The sequence below is a fragment of the Bacillus sp. ISL-7 genome, assembly GCF_018613065.1.
Genome location: NZ_JAGGQW010000112.1, coordinates 1 through 19119 on the forward strand (window position 1 = coordinate 1; position 19119 = coordinate 19119).

The 19119-nt window shown below is 37.7% G+C and carries 20 protein-coding genes and 1 rRNA gene; 9 read left to right on the top strand and 12 right to left on the bottom strand.

Going from position 1 to position 19119, the window contains the following annotated elements; translation table 11 throughout:
• Positions 1-145, bottom strand: a 16S ribosomal RNA gene (locus J7E66_RS31400); the annotation flags it as partial.
• Positions 146-637: 492 nt separating this feature from the next.
• The gene (locus tag J7E66_RS32525; protein ID WP_285289276.1) at positions 638-763 is read right to left on the bottom strand and encodes a hypothetical protein; all 126 of its coding nucleotides are present in this window, start codon (positions 761-763) and stop codon (positions 638-640) included.
• Positions 764-967: 204 nt separating this feature from the next.
• Here J7E66_RS32525 and J7E66_RS31405 point away from each other — a divergent pair, with 204 nt between their 5' ends.
• A complete protein-coding gene (locus J7E66_RS31405) occupies positions 968-1480 on the top strand; it encodes a DUF3231 family protein (protein WP_168244167.1) in 513 nt (170 codons plus the stop codon).
• Between the two features lie 134 nt (positions 1481-1614).
• On the opposite strand, the gene J7E66_RS31410 is transcribed toward J7E66_RS31405, so the two are convergent.
• From J7E66_RS31410 to J7E66_RS31425, 4 genes are all read right to left on the bottom strand, one after another.
• Positions 1615-2454, bottom strand: coding sequence for a pentapeptide repeat-containing protein (locus J7E66_RS31410; RefSeq protein ID WP_215007989.1), 840 nt, complete (start codon positions 2452-2454; stop codon positions 1615-1617).
• Positions 2455-2581: 127 nt separating this feature from the next.
• Complete coding sequence (locus tag J7E66_RS31415) at positions 2582-3787, bottom strand: MFS transporter (protein WP_215007992.1); 1206 nt, start codon at positions 3785-3787, stop codon at positions 2582-2584.
• A gap of 212 nt (positions 3788-3999) precedes the next feature.
• Positions 4000-4731 carry a DUF475 domain-containing protein gene (locus J7E66_RS31420; protein ID WP_215007995.1) on the bottom strand — a complete coding sequence of 244 codons (732 nt, stop codon included), beginning with the start codon at positions 4729-4731 and terminating at the stop codon, positions 4000-4002.
• Positions 4732-5083: 352 nt separating this feature from the next.
• Positions 5084-5572 (bottom strand): GNAT family N-acetyltransferase, encoded by a 489-nt coding sequence (locus J7E66_RS31425; protein ID WP_215007998.1) that lies wholly within the window; start codon positions 5570-5572, stop codon positions 5084-5086.
• Between the two features lie 127 nt (positions 5573-5699).
• Here J7E66_RS31425 and J7E66_RS31430 point away from each other — a divergent pair, with 127 nt between their 5' ends.
• From J7E66_RS31430 to J7E66_RS31445, 4 genes are all read left to right on the top strand, one after another.
• Complete coding sequence (locus J7E66_RS31430) at positions 5700-6173, top strand: hypothetical protein (RefSeq protein WP_215008001.1); 474 nt, start codon at positions 5700-5702, stop codon at positions 6171-6173.
• Between the two features lie 344 nt (positions 6174-6517).
• A complete protein-coding gene (locus J7E66_RS31435; RefSeq protein ID WP_215008004.1) occupies positions 6518-7603 on the top strand; it encodes a BMP family lipoprotein in 1086 nt (361 codons plus the stop codon).
• Positions 7604-7650: 47 nt separating this feature from the next.
• Entirely contained in the window at positions 7651-8748 is a 1098-nt protein-coding gene (locus J7E66_RS31440) for a carbohydrate kinase (protein WP_215008022.1), read from the top strand.
• On the top strand, positions 8745-9659 hold the full coding sequence (locus J7E66_RS31445; RefSeq protein WP_214711956.1) for a pseudouridine-5'-phosphate glycosidase: 915 nt from the start codon (positions 8745-8747) through the stop codon (positions 9657-9659). The genes J7E66_RS31440 and J7E66_RS31445 overlap by 4 nt, the downstream gene beginning before the upstream one ends.
• A 296-nt stretch (positions 9660-9955) precedes the next feature.
• Here the strand turns inward: J7E66_RS31445 and J7E66_RS31455 are convergent, their stop codons facing one another.
• On the bottom strand, positions 9956-10303 hold the full coding sequence (locus tag J7E66_RS31455; RefSeq protein WP_215008006.1) for an avidin-fold protein: 348 nt from the start codon (positions 10301-10303) through the stop codon (positions 9956-9958).
• 182 nt (positions 10304-10485) lie between these two features.
• Complete coding sequence (locus tag J7E66_RS31460) at positions 10486-10779, bottom strand: antibiotic biosynthesis monooxygenase family protein (RefSeq protein ID WP_215008008.1); 294 nt, start codon at positions 10777-10779, stop codon at positions 10486-10488.
• Between the two features lie 355 nt (positions 10780-11134).
• Here J7E66_RS31460 and J7E66_RS31465 point away from each other — a divergent pair, with 355 nt between their 5' ends.
• A complete protein-coding gene (locus J7E66_RS31465; RefSeq protein WP_215008010.1) occupies positions 11135-11326 on the top strand; it encodes a hypothetical protein in 192 nt (63 codons plus the stop codon).
• A 114-nt stretch (positions 11327-11440) separates the two neighbouring features.
• Here the strand turns inward: J7E66_RS31465 and J7E66_RS31470 are convergent, their stop codons facing one another.
• From J7E66_RS31470 to fabG, 3 genes are all read right to left on the bottom strand, one after another.
• Positions 11441-11647 carry a hypothetical protein gene (locus J7E66_RS31470; RefSeq protein ID WP_168244179.1) on the bottom strand — a complete coding sequence of 69 codons (207 nt, stop codon included), beginning with the start codon at positions 11645-11647 and terminating at the stop codon, positions 11441-11443.
• 325 nt (positions 11648-11972) lie between these two features.
• Positions 11973-13163 carry an acetyl-CoA C-acetyltransferase gene (locus tag J7E66_RS31475; RefSeq protein ID WP_215008012.1) on the bottom strand — a complete coding sequence of 397 codons (1191 nt, stop codon included), beginning with the start codon at positions 13161-13163 and terminating at the stop codon, positions 11973-11975.
• A 463-nt stretch (positions 13164-13626) separates the two neighbouring features.
• Positions 13627-14361, bottom strand: coding sequence for a 3-oxoacyl-[acyl-carrier-protein] reductase (gene fabG / locus J7E66_RS31480; RefSeq protein ID WP_215008014.1), 735 nt, complete (start codon positions 14359-14361; stop codon positions 13627-13629).
• Positions 14362-14683: 322 nt separating this feature from the next.
• Here fabG and J7E66_RS31485 point away from each other — a divergent pair, with 322 nt between their 5' ends.
• From J7E66_RS31485 to phaC, 3 genes are all read left to right on the top strand, one after another.
• A complete protein-coding gene (locus J7E66_RS31485; protein WP_168244181.1) occupies positions 14684-15088 on the top strand; it encodes a polyhydroxyalkanoic acid synthase subunit PhaR in 405 nt (134 codons plus the stop codon).
• 91 nt (positions 15089-15179) lie between these two features.
• On the top strand, positions 15180-15923 hold the full coding sequence (locus J7E66_RS31490) for a 3-oxoacyl-ACP reductase (protein ID WP_215008016.1): 744 nt from the start codon (positions 15180-15182) through the stop codon (positions 15921-15923).
• An 80-nt stretch (positions 15924-16003) separates the two neighbouring features.
• Positions 16004-17080 (top strand): class III poly(R)-hydroxyalkanoic acid synthase subunit PhaC, encoded by a 1077-nt coding sequence (phaC, locus tag J7E66_RS31495; RefSeq protein WP_215008019.1) that lies wholly within the window; start codon positions 16004-16006, stop codon positions 17078-17080.
• A gap of 330 nt (positions 17081-17410) precedes the next feature.
• Here phaC and J7E66_RS31500 read toward each other — a convergent pair whose 3' ends face one another.
• Positions 17411-18901, bottom strand: coding sequence for a LysM peptidoglycan-binding domain-containing protein (locus J7E66_RS31500; protein WP_251033234.1), 1491 nt, complete (start codon positions 18899-18901; stop codon positions 17411-17413).
• Positions 18902-19119: the final 218 nt, after the last annotated feature.

A 19119-nucleotide genomic window follows, 5' to 3' on the forward strand; every position in this document is an offset into this window, starting at 1 on the left:
CCCAGTCTTACAGGCAGGTTGCCCACGTGTTACTCACCCGTCCGCCGCTAACCAACAGGAGCAAGCTCCTGCAGGTTCGCTCGACTTGCATGTATTAGGCACGCCGCCAGCGTTCGTCCTGAGCCAGGATCAAACTCTCCAAGAAAGTTGATTCGCTCATTTGTTACGATGGCTTTGCTTCAATAAATGAAGCTATTAGTTATTGTTTGTTTACACGTCTTTGTTTGTTTAGTTTTCAAAGAACAAAATCGCTTATTAAAGAAGCGATAAAATCTATTATATCGCATTTTCATTAATTTATCAATTAAAAAAATATATCCATTTTTAAAAGATTGATTCTAATAAAGAGCTTATAAATAGTGTTTTCAAAAAGTGAACAAATAATATATCACATTTTCCTCATCAGTGTCAATAAAAATTTAATATTTTTGACCGCCTCAAAAGGGAAATTTCATATGATAACATCCTCTTTACGATCACTTCAATAGAAATGTTTTCCAAATGAGACCAATTAAGATCCTGTTTTTGCTAAAACCGAACCGTATATTCCATGACCTAAAATTAAAATAATCCAAACAATTGTAAAGCGCTAGAGGAAATCTCTAGCGCTTACTCAAACTGAATATTTATATAAAACCTATGTGGTTGGCCGGGTTTTTTCAGCTTTTTTGTTCTGCGGTTTCATTTCGGAAGCAAATTCAGAACTAGTTAGACTTTTTGCACTTTGTAGCCCTGATTTTGTTTTTATATTCCGTTTAGTCATGTTTTCACCACCACTCTTAAAGTTCCTATTAATTTAACCAAACAGCAGAAAAAGATGCGGAGATTCGAACGAGAATTTATTTCTTCTTTTATAAGGAATCACATTAATTTTCGATGAATCGGATAATATATATATGTGCTGTGCTTAAACGAAAGGTGGCACTTGGATATGAATAAAATAACTTATACATTGAGGAGGGCAACAATGGGAATTTTAAGTGGAAATCCTAAAGAAGAACCATTGCACTATGGTGAAGTTTTCGATATCTGGTCTTCACAATTAGTTGGAAATAGTATGATTGCTGGTTATCAAACGATGTTAAACCATACAGGGGACGATGATTTAAAAAAGTTATTAGTTGAAGCAATTGAAACCTGCCAGCAACAAAAGAAACAAGTGGAAGAACTTTTAAAAGAAAATGGTATTGGTTTACCACCAGCTGCTCCTGAGCCTCCTGAAGCATGTTTAGAAGAAATACCGGTTGGAGCAAGAATCCCGGATCCAGCCATTGCAGCGACACTTTCTGCTGATCTTGCTGCTGGCTTAGTAGCTTGCAGCCAGGTTATTGGTAAGTCCATTCGGGAAGATGTTGCCATGATGTATGGTCAATTCCATAACCAAAAGGCAGTGTTAGGAGCAAAAGTCCTTCGGTTGAACAAAGAAAAAGGCTGGCTTATCCCACCTCCACTGCATCTTAATAAACATCACGACTGCTAATAAAATTAAAAGTCAATTACCTCTATTGTAAATAAACACGGTTAGCATTAACCGTGTTTCCTTATTCCCATGAAGCCTGCAGTATCCCTTTACATTTCAGGTGGTCTTTATATATGCGTACAAAATGCATGTTATTACCCAACTTTTATCCAATGATCTGGAATTCTTAAAGCAGATGGTAATTTGGTAGTACTATCTCCCAATGCCGAATTGACTTGTGCTTGTGTGAGAAAGATACTTCCGGTGAGATCAGCACCACGTATATCAGCATCTCTAAAGTCTGCACCAATCAGATCTGTTACTCTCATATCAGATTTCCGGAGATCCGCCGCAATTAGCAACGCTCCTCTTAAATTAGCTCCCCTTAGGTCAACGCCTTTTAATTTTGCACCAAAAAGGTCTTTCCCCCTTCTTATGTCATTCTTAGGTGAAACTTTAGCACGGACAAGTTCACTAGTACGGAGAAGTAAATCATTAACGACCACTCGATGCGCTTGTACATTAAGCTCTATGATAGATTTTGGATTCAGATGGGTAAGATGCTCCGTTTCTTCTAGTACTGACTGCAAATCTTTATGGATAGGCTGTGCATCTTCTAAGCTAAGCGCTTCATTTAAGTAACAAAGCATCTCGTGAAGTTGTTGCATAATTGGAAATATATTAAACATTTCTTTAGCTATGGCTGGGTCATCCCGCCAATCCCTTCCATAGTATGTCACTTGTGATACCTTTTGACCTGCACCAAAGCATTCATATCCAACACAGCCTCTAAATCCTTCTTTTCTGAGATTTTTATGGATACCACAACGATAATCTGATTGTAAATTGGGACAAGGAGTACCTGCTTCTTTATCAAATGCAAAATCAGCCGATTTTGCATAGGGCAGCGCAACACAGCATAGTCCAAAACAATTTTCACAGTCCGCACTAAATTTTTTAAGATTAGTGTTATTTTCTTTTATTTCACTAGACATTCCTACACATCCTTTTATGTAAATTAGCTATTGCGACAAGTTATTTATAAATCTTCTATGCTTCTAATTTAACACAAAATACCCTCTCATCCGCAATAGATAAGAGGGCTTATAATCTATGAATCATTCAGGAAAGTGCTTTTCTCTTTAGCGCCCTACTGTTTAGATTATTACCATTCCAAAAAGCCATACTGGTAGCAATTAATAATAAGATACCTGTTACGATAAAAACACTTTGAACCGGGAACATTCCACCGAGGAATCCTCCAATAATCGGCCCTATCATCCCGCCTAGTTGGTTAGCGGTTTGATTCAAACTAAATGCTCTGCCACGGAAATCCTCTGGGGTCGATTTTACAACGAGCCCATTTAACGCTGGGAAGACTGCACAGAAAAATATCCCAAATACAAAGCGAATGAACGAAAATCCCCAAATCTCACTAAATAAAACTTGAGCAAATGTTCCTAATCCGCCGCCCAATAACCCGATAAATAAAACACGTTGAAATCCAACTTTGTCCGCCCATTTCCCCCATAATGGAGCAAAAAGAGCACTAGCGATTCCAGGCAGAGAGAACACTACACCCGCTAATAATGAGGCATTTTCAGACGACCCACCCAGTTTCACGATATATAAAGGGAGCACGGGCTCAATCGTCATGACAGAACAACTAGTGAGAACAGTTAGAATAAGGACGAGTAAAAAAGGGCGATTGGACAATGCTACTTTAAAGTCAGTCTTAATAGAACCCCGAACCTTACTCGGAGTAAAATTTTCCTCAACTACCCAAAAGATGATGAGGAGTGTGGCAATAAAAACAATCATGCCTGCAGTAGCAAAGGCCAAGCGATTACCGACTAAATGAGAAATTCCTCCTCCTAACAAGGGACCAAGAATCGTTCCTGATGCTGATGCGGTAGAAATCAAGGAAAGGGCATACCCTACTTTATTATTAGGAGTATTGGTCCCTATCAAAGCGATTGAACCAGGAATGAATCCACTAAGTAATCCTTGCAAAATGCGCAGAACTAATATTTCATAGGGATTTGTAACAAAAGCCATTAACGTATAGATGACAAAGAGGACAAATCCTGCACGAATAATCATCGGTTTTCTTCCGTACTTATCTGCCATCCTCCCCCAAAACGGGGATGCAATCGCTCCTGCAAAAAAGGCGGAACTAAATAATAATCCTGACCACATTTCCGTATGTTCGTGCACACCTATTTGCAGAAGAAAAATTGGTAAAAAGGGAATGACCATGGAAAAGCTTGCGGCTGTAAAGAAGACCCCAATCCAAAGTACCCATAAATTCCGCTTCCAGTTTAGCATGCATTCCATCTCCAATGTTTGATCAAATTAGTACCATTTTCTTCCTTACCAATGATCATTTTATTTTGGTTAATAATAACATACTGTTCATTTATTTTCACTTTCGAAATATTTGTATACAGAAATACATGGATTCTATGAAATAATAGCTTTTCTTTCTACCACTAAAAAAAGACCAGGATTCCTGATCTTTTGAGCTTGATTATTTTAAATTAAAGGGTTTTTTCTTTTCCGGAATTTTTCCTGACTGCATGAACTAGGAATGTACCTGAGAATACCGCAATTAATATGGAAAAGAAAACAAATTCATCTAATTGGTATCCAAATGCAGAAATGATCATTTTTATCGCGATTATCGCAATTAAGATAAACGCGGTAGTTTCCACTTCAGGAACCTTTTCAATCAATGTTAGAAATAGTTGAGCTACCCCTCGCATCATTAAAATCCCGATCACACCACCTAGAAAGAGGACCCACTCTTGATTAGAAACTCCAAATGCCGCAATTACACTGTCCAAACTAAAGGCAATGTCCATTAACTCAACCGTTAACACCGTTCTCCAAAATCCCATTTTTTTATTCGGGACTTCATCTTCGCCTTCATTATTCTTGATAAAGTTTTGAATGACAATCCAAAGTAAGTAATGACCACCGACAATTTTTATCCAACCAATATTAATTAAAGTAACTCCTACACCTATTGCTAAAATTCGGAAAAAATACGCACCAAAAATACCGTAGAATAGGGCTTTCTTTCGTTGATCTTTAGGTAATTTTTTCACTAAAATAGCTAAAACAAGGGCGTTATCGGCAGATAATAACCCTTCAAGAACAACGAGTGTCCCAATGACTCCCCAACTAGCTGGATTAGAAAATACCTTTTCAAAAGCTTCTAGTGAAAAAAATGAACTATAGCTATTGATAATTTCCTGTAGAAATTCCATTTTTTCTCCCTTTCCAACACTTTTTTTACTTCTAGCTTCTCAGTTCAAATTCTATACTTCCGGTGCTTGTCCCTCATTCACCCAATTGATGTTATCCCTTTTCTCACATCCTACTTTATATGTATGTATAGCCCTGAAATTAATGAACCAAAAACATCCCTACCTTTGAATGCGATTATATATTTTTACTTTTTGCTAGAAAAATGAGCAACAAAGGTACTGATCACGGAAAAGCCAAGGTTAATGTATAAATTTATCCTAATCAAAAAGACGATTCTGTCTCGAATCGTCTTTTTTCATGCCTTTTATCTGTAAGTTTTTTTCTATATGGTTAATAAAACCACCCAAACATTCACACTAACTTTTTACTCATGTTGTACCAAATCACTCCGCCATGGTGGGAGCTTGAAACCCCATTGTTGAGGTATCCATGGTTTTCATAGAAGCGAATTAAGTCAGCTTTACAGGTGAGAGTCATCGTCTCACGTTTTTTTGCACTTGCTTCTGTTTCTATATATGTAAGTAACGCTGATGCCACACCACGTTTTTGAAAATACTGGGACACCGCTAATCCTAAAATACTTTGATGCCCGCCAGACACAGGATTCTCCTTTATATCACTAAAGAGGTCATCTGTAATGTGTGCTTGATTAATGACAGGACCATTAACAAGACCAGCAATCACCCCCTCCTCTTCAGCTACAAAAAAACTATCTGAAATAAATTGAATGCGTTTTTCAAATGCTTCCTTCGTCGCAGCCTCTTCTTTTGTAAAGCAAAGATGTTCAATTACTATTAGTTCAGGTAAATCTTCCATTTTTACGTTTCGAATTTTTAACATATCTATCATTCCTCCAACCTAATTAATTATATCAATAATTCGATCAAATAAAATTACCAAAGTGTCCTTTACGGGCTCGTCTTAATTACATACACTAAAACAATTCAACAGTTTGGGAGTGAAATGAATGTATTCTAACTTAGTTTCAAATGTTAGAACAGCCTTGGCTTACACGGTACAGGCCATTCGATTTGCCGATAGTGCCTTAATCCTTTTTTTAGAAATGTCCGCATTTCCTTTACCACCAAATCCAATTAAAATACAATTCTACCAAGATGTCGTCGATAATCTAACAGAGGCTTATCTTGCCATGAAAGCTTTACCTTTCGATACTCATTTTCCTAGTGATCCTGTTTTTCCAAATGCCCCTATTGTTCCCCAAAGCCAAGATAACCAACACCTTATTCATCTATCCGACAACCGTATCTCACTGGCATTAGATAAGACGGAAGATACCATTAACTATCTTGACCAAGCGATTCTGTTAAGCGGTGACAATGATCGACTTAACGGGCAGCTCTTTTTCATTAAACTAAGTTTAGTTGCCGCTCGAGACGCACTCGTTTCAGGTCTAAATGAACCGGATTTTGATAACCATTAATCTTTACCGACGACACTATTTTTCTATGGTGACTGGCACGATTAACCCCTAATTGTTACCGTCGACTCCTTTTTTCTATGGTGGCGGGCACAATTATCCTTTATGAAGGACATAAGTCTCCGCTGAAGCTAGAGATTAGTCCTTCATAAGTGCCGCTTAATGATGCTTTTAATTTTCCATTAATAATTCCTCCTTATTTTCTTACCAATTGAATGAAATGCCTTTACATATAGGTTGACCTAACTTCTGGCAGGATGTATAATTCAAACATAAGTTTATCCTTTAAACAAAAGTTTATAAGGCCGTTTTACTTAACCAACAAACATCATAAGGGGGTACATATTTTGAAAAAACAAAAAGTGGGAATGGCACTATCACTTGTTCTTGCTGCAGGTACACTGTTAGGCGCTTGTGGAAAAAGTCATGACAACAAAGGTGATGAAGCAGCCAAAGGCGGTGGGAATGATCAAACTTTCACTGCTGCAATGGTGACTGATATCGGGGGTGTTGATGACAAATCATTTAACCAATCATCTTGGGAAGGTCTAAAAAGTTTTGGTGAAGAAAACGGTTTGAAAAAAGGTATAGGCGGTTACGATTACCTTCAATCCAAATCGGATGCCGATTATACAACAAACTTAAATAAACTTGCTCGTGAAGGATTTGACTTAGTTTATGCGATCGGCTTCTTGATGCCAGCAGCAGTTGAGGAAATTGCAACCCAGCAAAAAGATTCCAAATTTGCAATCGTTGATGCTGAAGTAAAGCAGCCTAACGTTGCTAGTATTTTATTCAAAGAGCAAGAAGCTGGATTCCTTGCAGGAATAGCAGCGGCTAAAACCACAAAATCTAACCATATTGGATTTATTGGCGGCATGGAAATTCCAGTGGTTGAACGTTTCGAATCTGGTTTTTTAGCCGGAGTTAAAGCTGCTAAACCTGAGGTAAAAGTGGACGTGCAATATGCAGGTGCGTTTGACAAGGCAGAACTTGGTCAAACAATCGCTTCTAAAATGTATTCTTCTGGTGCGGACGTAATTTTCCACTCCGCAGGAGGAACTGGTGTTGGTTTATTCAAAGAAGCAAATGACCGAAAAGCAAAAGACCCTGGCAAAGATATTTGGGCTATCGGTGTAGACCGCGATCAAGCTGATATGGGTAAAGATGTGGTTCTTACATCTGCTTTAAAACGTGTTGATGTAGCTGTTAAAGACCTGGCAACAAAAACAAAAGAAGGTAATTTCCCGGGCGGCGAAGTTGCGCTATTTGGTTTAGCAGAAGATGGTGTTGGCTTAGCCCCTATCAATGCAAAAGCTACAAACAAAGCGGAAATTGAAGCTGCCATAAAAGAATGGGTTGAAAAGATTAAATCAGGTGATGTAAAAGTTCCTGAAACACGTAAAGAATTAAAAACTTTTAGTCCAAAGTAATCGTACTGATTAGGAAGATTAAATGGGGTGAGTTTGTGCCTGAAAGAATGAATGATAAAGAACAATTGATTATCGATTTAATACGTAAGAACCCCTATGTTTCTCAGCAAGAACTGGCTGAAATATTAGGCTTATCCAGGCCTTCCATTGCAAATATTATTTCTGGCTTAATTAAAAAAGGTAATATTCTAGGCAGAGCTTATATTCTTAGTGAATCACAACAGGTTATTTGTATAGGCGGGGCTAATATTGACCGTAAATTCCATATCAAGGACAAAGCCCAGTTAGGTACTTCCAATCCAATTTACGCCACTCAGAATGCCGGCGGGGTTGCCCGGAATATCGCTGAAAATCTAGGGCGACTTGGAATGGAAGTATCACTTATTTCTACATGCGGCGCCGATAAGGACTGGTCGGTCATTGAAGATTCATCCTCTCTCTACATGAACTTAGAAACCGTGACCCAATTTCCTGAAAAATCAACAGGTTCCTACACGGCTGTTTTAGACTCTAGCGGAGAATTAGTTATTGCGTTAGCGGATATGGAAGTGTATGAGGCCATCACACCTGATTTACTGCTTAAACATGACGTACAATTAAGTCATGCCAAATGTATTATGGTCGATTTAAACTGTCCGAAAGAAACGATTCAATTCTTATGTCATTTCGCAAATAGCCATGATTTACCGATTGTGTTAATACCCGTTTCATCGCCAAAGATGAATCGATTACCAGATAATTTAGAAGGTGTTGCATGGCTCATTACGAACCGAGATGAATCTGAAACTTACCTCCAAACTGAAATCAAGAATGAGGAAGATTGGAAGAATGCATTAGAAAAATGGCTGGCACTAGGGATAGCCAATGTGGTTATTACTAATGGAAAACAAGGCTCGATGATAGGTAATAAAAAAGAAGGAATTTTTCATGTACCTTCTATTGACATTAATGAAGTCGTCGATGTAACGGGTGCGGGAGACGCTTTTTCCTCTGCTGTTATATACTCTTGGTTAGAAGGTAAATCGTTGGTCGAAATTGCTAAAGCTGGGAGTATGAATGCTTCTAAAACACTGCAATCATCTTATACAGTTAGACAGGATTTATCAGCAGAACAACTACAAAAAGACATGGAGGAATTATCATGAAACAATACATTACATTATCTGAAGAAGTACGTATCGCCAAGGAACAAGGAAAACCAATCGTTGCCTTAGAGTCTACAATTATCTCACATGGTATGCCATACCCACAAAATGTGAAAACCGCACGTGAAGTGGAACAAATTATCCGTGATAATGGCGCTGTTCCGGCAACAATTGCAATCGTTGATGGAAAAATTAAAATTGGATTATCCGATGAAGAGCTAGAAATGTTCGGTAAGAGTTCAGATGTAGCAAAAGCATCTAGACGTGATTTAGCTTATTTACTCGCTACAAAAAAACTGGGGGCAACAACAGTAGCCGCAACGATGATTTGTGCCGAGGCTGCAGGAATTAATATCTTCGTAACTGGTGGTATTGGCGGTGCTCACCGCGGTGCAGAGACTACCATGGATATCTCTGCAGACCTAGAAGAACTCGGGCAAACAAACGTGGCCGTCATTTGTGCAGGTGCCAAATCGATTCTAGATTTAGGGTTAACAATGGAATATCTTGAAACAAAAGGCGTACCTGTTATTGGTTATCAAACCGATGTACTCCCTGCCTTCTATACGCGTAATAGTGAATTCTCAGTGAACTTCCGTGCAGACGATGCGGAAACAATCGCCTCGACTCTAAAAGTTAAATGGGATTTAAACCTAAAAGGCGGAGCTGTGATTGCCAACCCAATCCCTGAAGAATTCGCCATGGATGAAAAAACCATTACTAATGTAATTGAAGCAGCTTTAAAGGAAGCAGAAGAAAAACACATATCCGGTAAAAATGTAACGCCATTCTTACTAGGTAAGGTGAAAGAATTAACTGATGGTAAGAGCCTAGATGCAAACATTGCTTTAGTTAAAAACAATGCAGTGGTGGGAGCTCAAATAGCTGTAAGTTTTAATGGTATGAAATAAGGATTGAAAAACAACTTTTCCCGGCAGGCAGCCTCATGCTTGCAGACAAATCTAGCTTTTAGATGAGTCTGCAAGCTTATTTATTGATATAGGATTCTTTTGGAAGTTTAGCTGCTATTTTCCACAAGAAAATATTAAAAAGAGCGGAATCCTCATCCTTCGTTTATACTCACTTTCATTCCTAAATTCCATTTGCAATTCCTTCTTGGTAAATTTCTCGAACTTGAGCCCAATCTTCATTTTGCATATTATCTATTAGAATAGAATTTTTCATAAAACCACTTGTTTTATATTATTTATAATGATTTAACTTCTTCAATAATGGATTCTCCCTCACTTTGGTCAGTATCTGTCCATTTCCATCTCTCATGTAATCTAATTCTTCCATCTGGCAGAGTTTCTGGGGTAGATTGACATTGACCGCCTCTTATTTCGTTTCTTGAGTTAACATGGTTATACCTAAACTGTAAATTGCCCTTTTCCTCAACTATTCCAATAAGTGTTCCTTTTACAATGTCTCCTCCATAATATGTTGCTGAAAGTATGTTTCCTTCTTGTTGGTACTCAAAAAATGTTTCTAATGAAACCTCACCGTTAGCTGTATTTTCGACTGAAACAAATTTCCGTCCATTGTAATTTATCAACATTCAACCCCCTTAGTAGTTTTAATATTCAAACATTTTATCACATCTTTTATTCATTTTGATTGTTAATATCTGAGTTAATAAAAAGAAATCTTTCTGTTATTGATGTCCCATATGCTGTAGTTGGAACAAGAGGAAATGTTTATATTGATATTATGAATGAATAAAAATAATAACATCTATCAAAGTCGAATATTCTCAAAATGTTCAACAGTGGGAAATGGGTCATAAAAACGATGTAACTGTTTTTTCCATTCTTGATACTCGTTTGATTGCCTAAACCCAACTGTATGGTCTTCTAATGTTTCCCACTTTACCAATAATAAATATTTCCCTTTAACTTCTATACAACGTTGTAATTCGTGAGATATGTAACCTTTCATAGATGTAATGATTTCTGATGCCTGACGAAATGCTTCCTCATATTCCTCTTCCATTCCTGGTCTAACCTTAAGCATAACTGCTTCCAATATCATCTAATTCCCCCTTAAATAGATTTGCCTTTGCCGTTTTGTAAAAATTCGACATAAATCTATTTTTTCCTTTATTACAGTCGAATAATTCTTAAGAAAGTCGCTTATATGTATTTTTCATCACATCTTCTTTTAACAATCGGATGTACAATCGTAGTGAATCTTTAATAGAAAAGAGGCATAGTCTATTTATTTATCGAAATCTATACATAATAGTTTAGGAGGTTGTTCTTTTGTTCAATTTACTAATTTTCGTTTTAATTACTATTACTCTAATCTTATTGAGTCTTTTTATTGATGGGCTGATGAGGCTGCATAACAAGAAAAGGAAGGTAAAAAAAATATAGTCAGAGATGGCATGGAAGGTTATTTAGATCAAACATTTGGTATTGGACCAGTAAAAATATTTAAAACAATGTTTGATGCCGATGGCAATGTAAGTTATTTGGTTTATTTGCCGCAGTACGAATGGTTCAAAACCCCAAATTACAAATGGTATGAAGTGTATGCCACCAAAAACGGATTTCAACATACTGAAATCGAGGGATGATTTCAGTCTTATTGACAAAGAACGCCCCATTTCTATGGGGTGTTCTTTGATTTATCAGGTATCTAGTGCATGGGACAACTATTTTACACAGCAATATTTGATAAAACTATTTCATCATTCTGTCGATTGGGCTTTAGATGTGTTTTGTACTTGTGTTACGGCCGTTAAAGCAGACGAAATTTCGTTTGATGCCTGTTTCATCGCTTCCTGGGCGAGAGTAGGATCGGAATTTGCTTTTTCAATTGCTTTTGTTAACAATTCTTCTGTTAGTGCTACATTTGCTTTTGCTTGGTTTAGTTGATTTACATCAATTTGTGGCATGAGTTTCTCTCCTTTTGTTATGGCTGTGTTAAACTAGTTTGTTGATTTCCGCTCCGGGCGCATCGCTTTCCGCGGGCGGGTTCGGGGAGCCTCCTCGGCACTAAAGCTCCTGTGGGGTCTCCCCTGTCCCGTTCCCGGAGAAGTCTCGCGTCCTCCGCTCCAATCAACAAGGTTACAATATCATCTTTACCTTTAACACAGCCGTTGTTTTAAATTACTTCTATATCATCACCATGCATTTTATTTTTATTTAAGGTAAAAATTACCTCGAAAAAAAATGCCTCGGAGTTATCTCCAAGACATTTTTTACAATTTTTATTCATTCTTACTTAACATTTTCGATAATGGTTGCTACACCTTGTCCTCCACCGACACATAACGTAGCTAAACCATAGCGGTTTTCTCTTTTCTTCATTTCATGAATTAAAGTTACCAAAATTCTTGCTCCGCTTGCACCGATTGGGTGACCAAGTGCAATCGCACCACCATTAACATTTAACTTTTCTTTATTAAATTGAAGCTCGCGATCTACAGCAATCGATTGTGCCGCAAATGCTTCGTTTGCTTCAATTAATTCAATGTCTTCTAAAGATAAAGACGCTGTTTTTAGAGCTTTTTTCACTGCAGGGACAGGACCGATTCCCATAATACTCGGATCCACACCTACAGTAGCGTTTGCTTTAATTGTTACTAGAGGGGTTACGCCTAATTCCTCTGCCTTTTTACGGCTCATCACTACAAATGCTGCCGCTCCATCGTTAATTCCTGAAGAGTTAGCAGCAGTAACAGATCCATCCTTTTTGAATGCAGGACGAAGCTTACCCAATCCTTCTGCAGTCGTTCCAAACCGTGGGAACTCATCTTGGCTGAATAATGTCACTTGTCCTTTACGGCCAGGTACCTCAACAGGGACAATTTCATCAGCAAATCGATTGGATTCAATCGCTGCTTGTGCCTTTTGCTGACTCCACGCTGCAAATTCATCTTGTTCAGCACGTGTGATTTCATATTTCTCAGCAAGATTTTCAGCTGTAATTCCCATATGATAGTCATTTTCTGCACACCATAATCCGTCTTTAATCATACTGTCTAAAATTTTCTGATCGCCCATTTTAAATCCATTTCGTCCGCCTTTTAACAGATGTGGAGCTTGACTCATATTCTCCATACCGCCTGCAACAACCACTTCTGCCTCTCCAGCTAGAATCGCTTGTGTTGCCAAGTGAACAGCCTTTAATCCTGATCCACAGACCTTATTAATTGTCAATGCTGGTGCCTCTTGAGGAATACCTGCAGCAAGAGAAGCTTGTCTTGCAGGATTTTGTCCAGCTCCTGCTTGTAAAACATTCCCCATAATCACTTCATCTACATCATTAGGATTAATTCCAGCTTTTTGAATAGCTGCTTTAATTACAGTAGAACCTAACTGTACAGCCGAAACATTTTCTAAACTCCCTAAAAAACTACCAATTGCTGTCCTTACTGCGCTTACAATTACAACTTCATTTACAGTCATTCTGATTTCCCCCAAAAAGTGATTTATGTATTCAAATAATAATTCCTCACAAATTTTACTACATTTCGCGGTATTTTTCGTGACAAACTATTCGACAAATTCAGAGTTTTTTTATTTATCGCTATAAAAAAATTAAGATCTTAACCTGACATATTCAACGTTTATCCCCTTTAAAAAAGGCCTAGAAAATCCACTATTGGCAAAGTAAAAGGTGTAATTACATCGATTGAAAATATTAATAAAACAGGCAAAAAAATTATGTCGAACTTTCGTGTAAATTGACATGTTTTGTAGAACAATTTTCGAGTTTATCCTAACTTGGCATTTGAACAAATAAATGAACGAAAAGATTATGACCGAACCTCCATATATTGTAATATAGCAATTTAGTAATAGTGGTTACCATAATAAACCAAAAAGAGAGAAAATAATTATTTTCTCCCTCAATTTGCAGCTATATTGTCTAAATAACTAATCCGCCATCCACACTTAAGATGGTTCCGTTAATATAATTCGCCTTATCCGAAGCCAAGAATACATATGCTGCGGCAATATCTTCTGGTTTGCCAAGCTTCCTAAGCGGAGTCTTTTCCTTCATAAATTGAAGCACCTTATCTGGCACCGCTGCAGTCATACCTGTTTCAATGAAACCTGGAGCAACTGCATTGACTCGGATCCCCTTAGGGCCAAATTCTTTTGCCCAGCTTTTCGTCAGCCCAATGACGCCCGCCTTTGTCGCGGCATAATTTGTTTGACCAATATTCCCATATAAACCAACGACGGAAGATGCGTTAAGAATAACGCCCGACCCCTGCTTTAACATATTAGGAGCTACAGCTTTTGTGCATTTAAAAACACCTGATAGATTGACAGAAATGACTCTTTCCCAATCCGATTCCTCCATCTTTGTTAAAAAACCATCCAGTGTAATTCCGGCATTGTTAATTAAGATATCGATTCGGCCATGCTTACCAATTGTGGATTGAACCATTTCTTCTATCTGAGTGCTGTCCGTTACATCGACTTTATAAAATTCTACTTTTTCATGATTCAATTCTTCTAATGCAGATTTACCAGCCGACTCATCATAATCACAGATGACGACGTTTGCACCCTCTTGGAGAAATTGTTTAGCCGTTTCTTTTCCAATCCCCTGTGCACCACCTGTAATTAACACAACCTTTTTACTAAACTCCAAAATAAATCACCTCGTTTTTTTCTTTTCAGAATAGACCTTTGCACAACAACAGCATCCCTAGGCAAATGAGAAAAGAAATCCAAAACAAAAAAGTGGCGATGAAACTAGGCTTTGGACAAAATTAAATCCATTTTTACCCATATTATGATGGATTATTGCTAATTATCACTCTTGTTAAAATACTTTACAATTCGCAAGAAAGTGAGAAATTTGTCAAAAAATGATGAAATGTATTTTAATAATTTTTAATCTTTCACCTTTTAAAATTTCGATGAAGTTAGTATGATGGATAGGTCAACAAAACAAATGTAGGAGGAAAAAAATGAGCACAGACTTTAATTTTTATGAAATGTGGAAGGATCTTTATTCACACTCCAGTAAGTTATTCGATGAGAAAGTAAGTAATGATTTCCCTTCTCAAGGCATGGGACAGGTATTGGAGATGAATCTTCAATTAAAAAAAATGATTGATGAGTCAACGGTAAAATATTTAGAATTTATGAATGTACCAACTCGAAATGACATTGCTAACATTTCTTCGCTGATTGTCAATGTCGATGCAAAAGTAGATGATTTAGAAGAAAGATTAGAAGAGAACTTGGATAACCAAGACCAAGAGTCATTTAAAACAGAATTGTCGAATTTAAAAAAGGATATGAAGAATTTAGATCAAAAATTGAACCAAATCCTTAATGTGTTAAAAACACCAGTAGAAACCAAGAAATAGAAACGCATTACATAAATGTAAATGTAAATGTAAAACTTTTGGCATAACAACAACTACAACAACAACTACTATATATTGGGAGTGGAAAAGAATGACAGAATTAAAAGATAAAGTAGCAATCGTAACAGGCGGCAGCAGAGGAATCGGTGCATCAATTGCATTGGAACTGGCTAAAAATGGTGCGAAAGTTGTCATTAACTATAATATTCGTAAAGAACTAGCAGATAAAGTAGTAGCAGAAATAAATGAAATTGGCGGAGAAGCTTACGCTGTTCAAGCAGATGTTTCTGAAAGTAATGAAGCAGCATACCTTGTACAAGAAACCATCAACCATTATGGTAAATTAGATATCCTGATTAATAATGCAGGAATTACAAGAGACAGCACGTTCAAAAAATTGAAAGAAGAAGATTGGAGAAAAGTAATTGATGTTAATTTAAACAGTGTTTACAACAATACATCTGCAGCATTACCTTATCTTCTTGAATCAGATGCTGGCCGCATCATCAACATTTCGTCCATTATTGGTCAAGCAGGCGGGTTTGGACAAACCAACTATGCTGCCGCAAAAGCAGGACTAATTGGATACACTAAATCTCTCGCTCTTGAACTTGCTAGAAGTAAAGTAACAGTTAATGCGATTTGCCCAGGATTTATTGGAACCGAGATGGTCCAAGCCATTCCTGAAAAAGTTCTTGCAGGAATCGTTGATAAAGTACCACAAAAACGCCTAGGCAAACCAGAAGAAATCGCTCGTGGAGTTGTTTTCCTATGTAAAGATGGTGACTATATTACTGGTCAGCAATTAAATATAAACGGTGGACTTTACATGTAAGTGTCATGAATGTACAACCTTCTTTATATATTAAAAGAGTAAATAAATCATATAAGGAGTGAACAGTTATTAACGCTCAAATGCTAAAAGAATGGAATGAGATGCTAGAGGCTACCCCTCAAAAGTATCAAGAGATGTACCAACGTGTAATTAGGGCATCTCAAGTGTTAACGACCGATGCCGAGCCCGAAGTAGCACCTACACCGAAGGAATTAGTTTGGACTAGAAATAAAGCAAAACTCTATCGGTATATATCTGATCAACCAAAAAAACATAGAACCCCACTTCTATTTGTTTATGCTCTAATTAATAAGCCTTATATATTGGACCTTACCAAAGGTGGTAGTTTAATAGAATTTATGGTTGAACGTGGGTTTGATGTTTACCTTCTTGACTGGGGTACACCAGGTTACGAAGATAGACATATGAAACTGGATGATTATATTATGGACTATATACCACGTGCCGTTCGTAAAGTAATGAGAAGATCTAATGTTGAGGAAGTATCGATCCTTGGTTATTGCATGGGTGGAACGATCACGTCTGCATTTGCAGCATTACACCCTGAATTGCCAATCCGCAACCTCGTCTTTATGACTAGTCCTTTTGATTTTGAAAATAGCGGCGCATATGGTGCGATGTTAGATGAGCGATATTTTAATATTGATAAAGTGGTAGAAACCCTTGGTGTGATTCCACCAGAAATGATTGACTTTGGAAACAAAATGATCAATCCAATTGGAACCAACTTTGGACCATTTATTAGTCTTGTTGAGCGTGCTGACAATGAAAATTTCATAAAGAGCTTTAAATTACTGCGAAAATGGTTAAACGACGGAATTTTATTCCCTGGTGAAGCCTACCGTCAGTGGATTAGAGACTTTTATCAAAAAAACAAACTGATAAAAGGTGAAATGGTTATTCGTGGTCAAAAGGTAAAACTGGAAAATATCAAGGCAAATGTGCTCAACTTAGCTGGGAAAAACGACCTCATTGCCCCACCGCATCAAGTTGAAGCATTGATGAGCAAGATTTCTAGTGAAGATAAACAATTTAAAGTTTTACCTGTCGGGCATACCTCCATTACTTATGGCAGTCAAGCAACAAAAATAACTTATCCAACCATTTCCGACTGGTTAGAAGAACGATCTAACTAATTATAGTGAAAGTCTAATCAATGAGGAATTTCTTTTACATTAGAAGAGTGTCCCGAAACACGTGGGGCACTCATTTTTTATTTTATCTAGTAGCAAACACTTCTGCGAGGATAACAAGTTACTAGTAGTGGTAAAATTAATTATATGCAATTTTCAGAGAATTGGCAAGAGATAAATAAATAAAATATTCTATTAATTCAGTGAATACTTTTATATGGCTTAATAGAGTGATTGGATCTATCCTATTAAAAATATTGCCGATTAAAGTTTTTTAAAAAAAATGGATAAATCATTTAAAGCCGGAAGATTTCTCCCGGCTTTTTTAGTCTTTCAGTACAATTTTTTCAACACCAAAAATGTAATGGTTGAACTTATCTCATTTAAGTGGCTCTGATCTGCCCACAATATTAAGTAATTGTAAGTGGCTCCCGCGAGTTGAATCGGTTTTGGATATCGAATAATCAGTGCAGCCTGCCCTCTCATCTCTTGCGGTTGGTCCTCAGATGGAAAAATGAGGCATGACTCATGTGTTTGAATTATGCGAGGTTGAGATCCGTATGGTAGTAGTTGGTGGAAGGCTTCATTGTGGCATACAGTATTAATCGGTTCTTCTGAGGAAATCGCTGAAATTTGGACGAAGCCGTCTGGTCCTTCATATCTTTCATCCGTTACTTTTTGCCAATGAGCCGGATATCGAAATTGTACGTTATAGACTTTATTCGCATAGGTCCTTCTCAGCGGAGAAATGGGTCTCGGGGACCATTGCAAAGATCTAATTAATACCCCTTCAATTAACCTGATTGGAACAGGATGCAATACGTCGATTAACCACAATTCGTTCGCAGCTCCTTGGTTTTTACAACCTGAAAGATATGCCAATTTCCTGCCATCCGGGGACCATGTTATGGGAGTGGCAAAGCAATTCGAAATCGCTATTGTTCGATCGTTCTCTCCCCCCCTTCCTGTTAATCGAATCTGAGAAAAATAGCCCACGTTTTCAAAAGCTGTAGCACTGTAGGCGATGGATGATGAATCAGGCGGCCATACCGGAAAATAGTTTTTCGCAAGCGGACCTCCCCTCACTTCATTTACTCTTCCAGTTGAAAGTTCCAGGGTATAAATTATGGAAATACTTGCTCCGGGAGAAGTATACAATACATATGTCCCATTTGGGGAAAGACGAACATCATTCAATCGGCCACCGGTGTTCTGAGTAATTTGACGCTTTCCGGTTCCATCGGTTCGAATCCGAAAAAGCTGACTGATTCCTGCTCCATTGGGTGCTTGATACAGCAGCTCCGTCCCACTCGGAAACCATTGGACATCCGTTGTACCTGACTGGTTTATTCGCTGGAATTGATGTGTGAAGACATGATACATGATTATTTCATTCTGTTTCGAATAGGCTAATTTTTGACTGTCCGTGGACCAACTTAAATATTGACCTTCCGCTTCTGCAAACTGATCAATACGAGCAATGGAGCCATTAACTACTTGGACAACGTAAAGAATTCCATTACGTCCTGTGAAAGCGATACTGCTGCTGTCGGGGGACCAAAAAGGAATCGAAGTGGATTCTCCTAAACCATTGGTAAGCTGTAAATTCTGTCCATTGCCGGGATTATATAGCCATAAATCATAGCTTCCCCCTCGGTTGGATGTATACGCAATCATTCCTCGGTCCCCCGGAGGTGCATAAGGAATAATCAACTTCATTCCTGGACTTAAATTATTGGTTGGAAGCTGGTTAATCTGTCTGATTAGCTCATAATTGTTTTGCCCACCCGTTATGATGTTAAATCTTCGTGCAATTTGAAACAATGTGTCCCCGGGTTGAACGACATGAGGGCACTGAAAAACTTACGTTTTTATTTTTTATGGTTGAACAAAAGACAAAAAAAGCAACTTTCTTCCGAAATAGAAGATAAAGTTGCTTGTTCCCCTTGGCTATTCTTATTCCTTTTCATTTAGAAGCTTTATAATCCGTTTTAGATTGACTGCGAATATCGTTATGGCTCCTTGAATCCCCAGTCCAAATA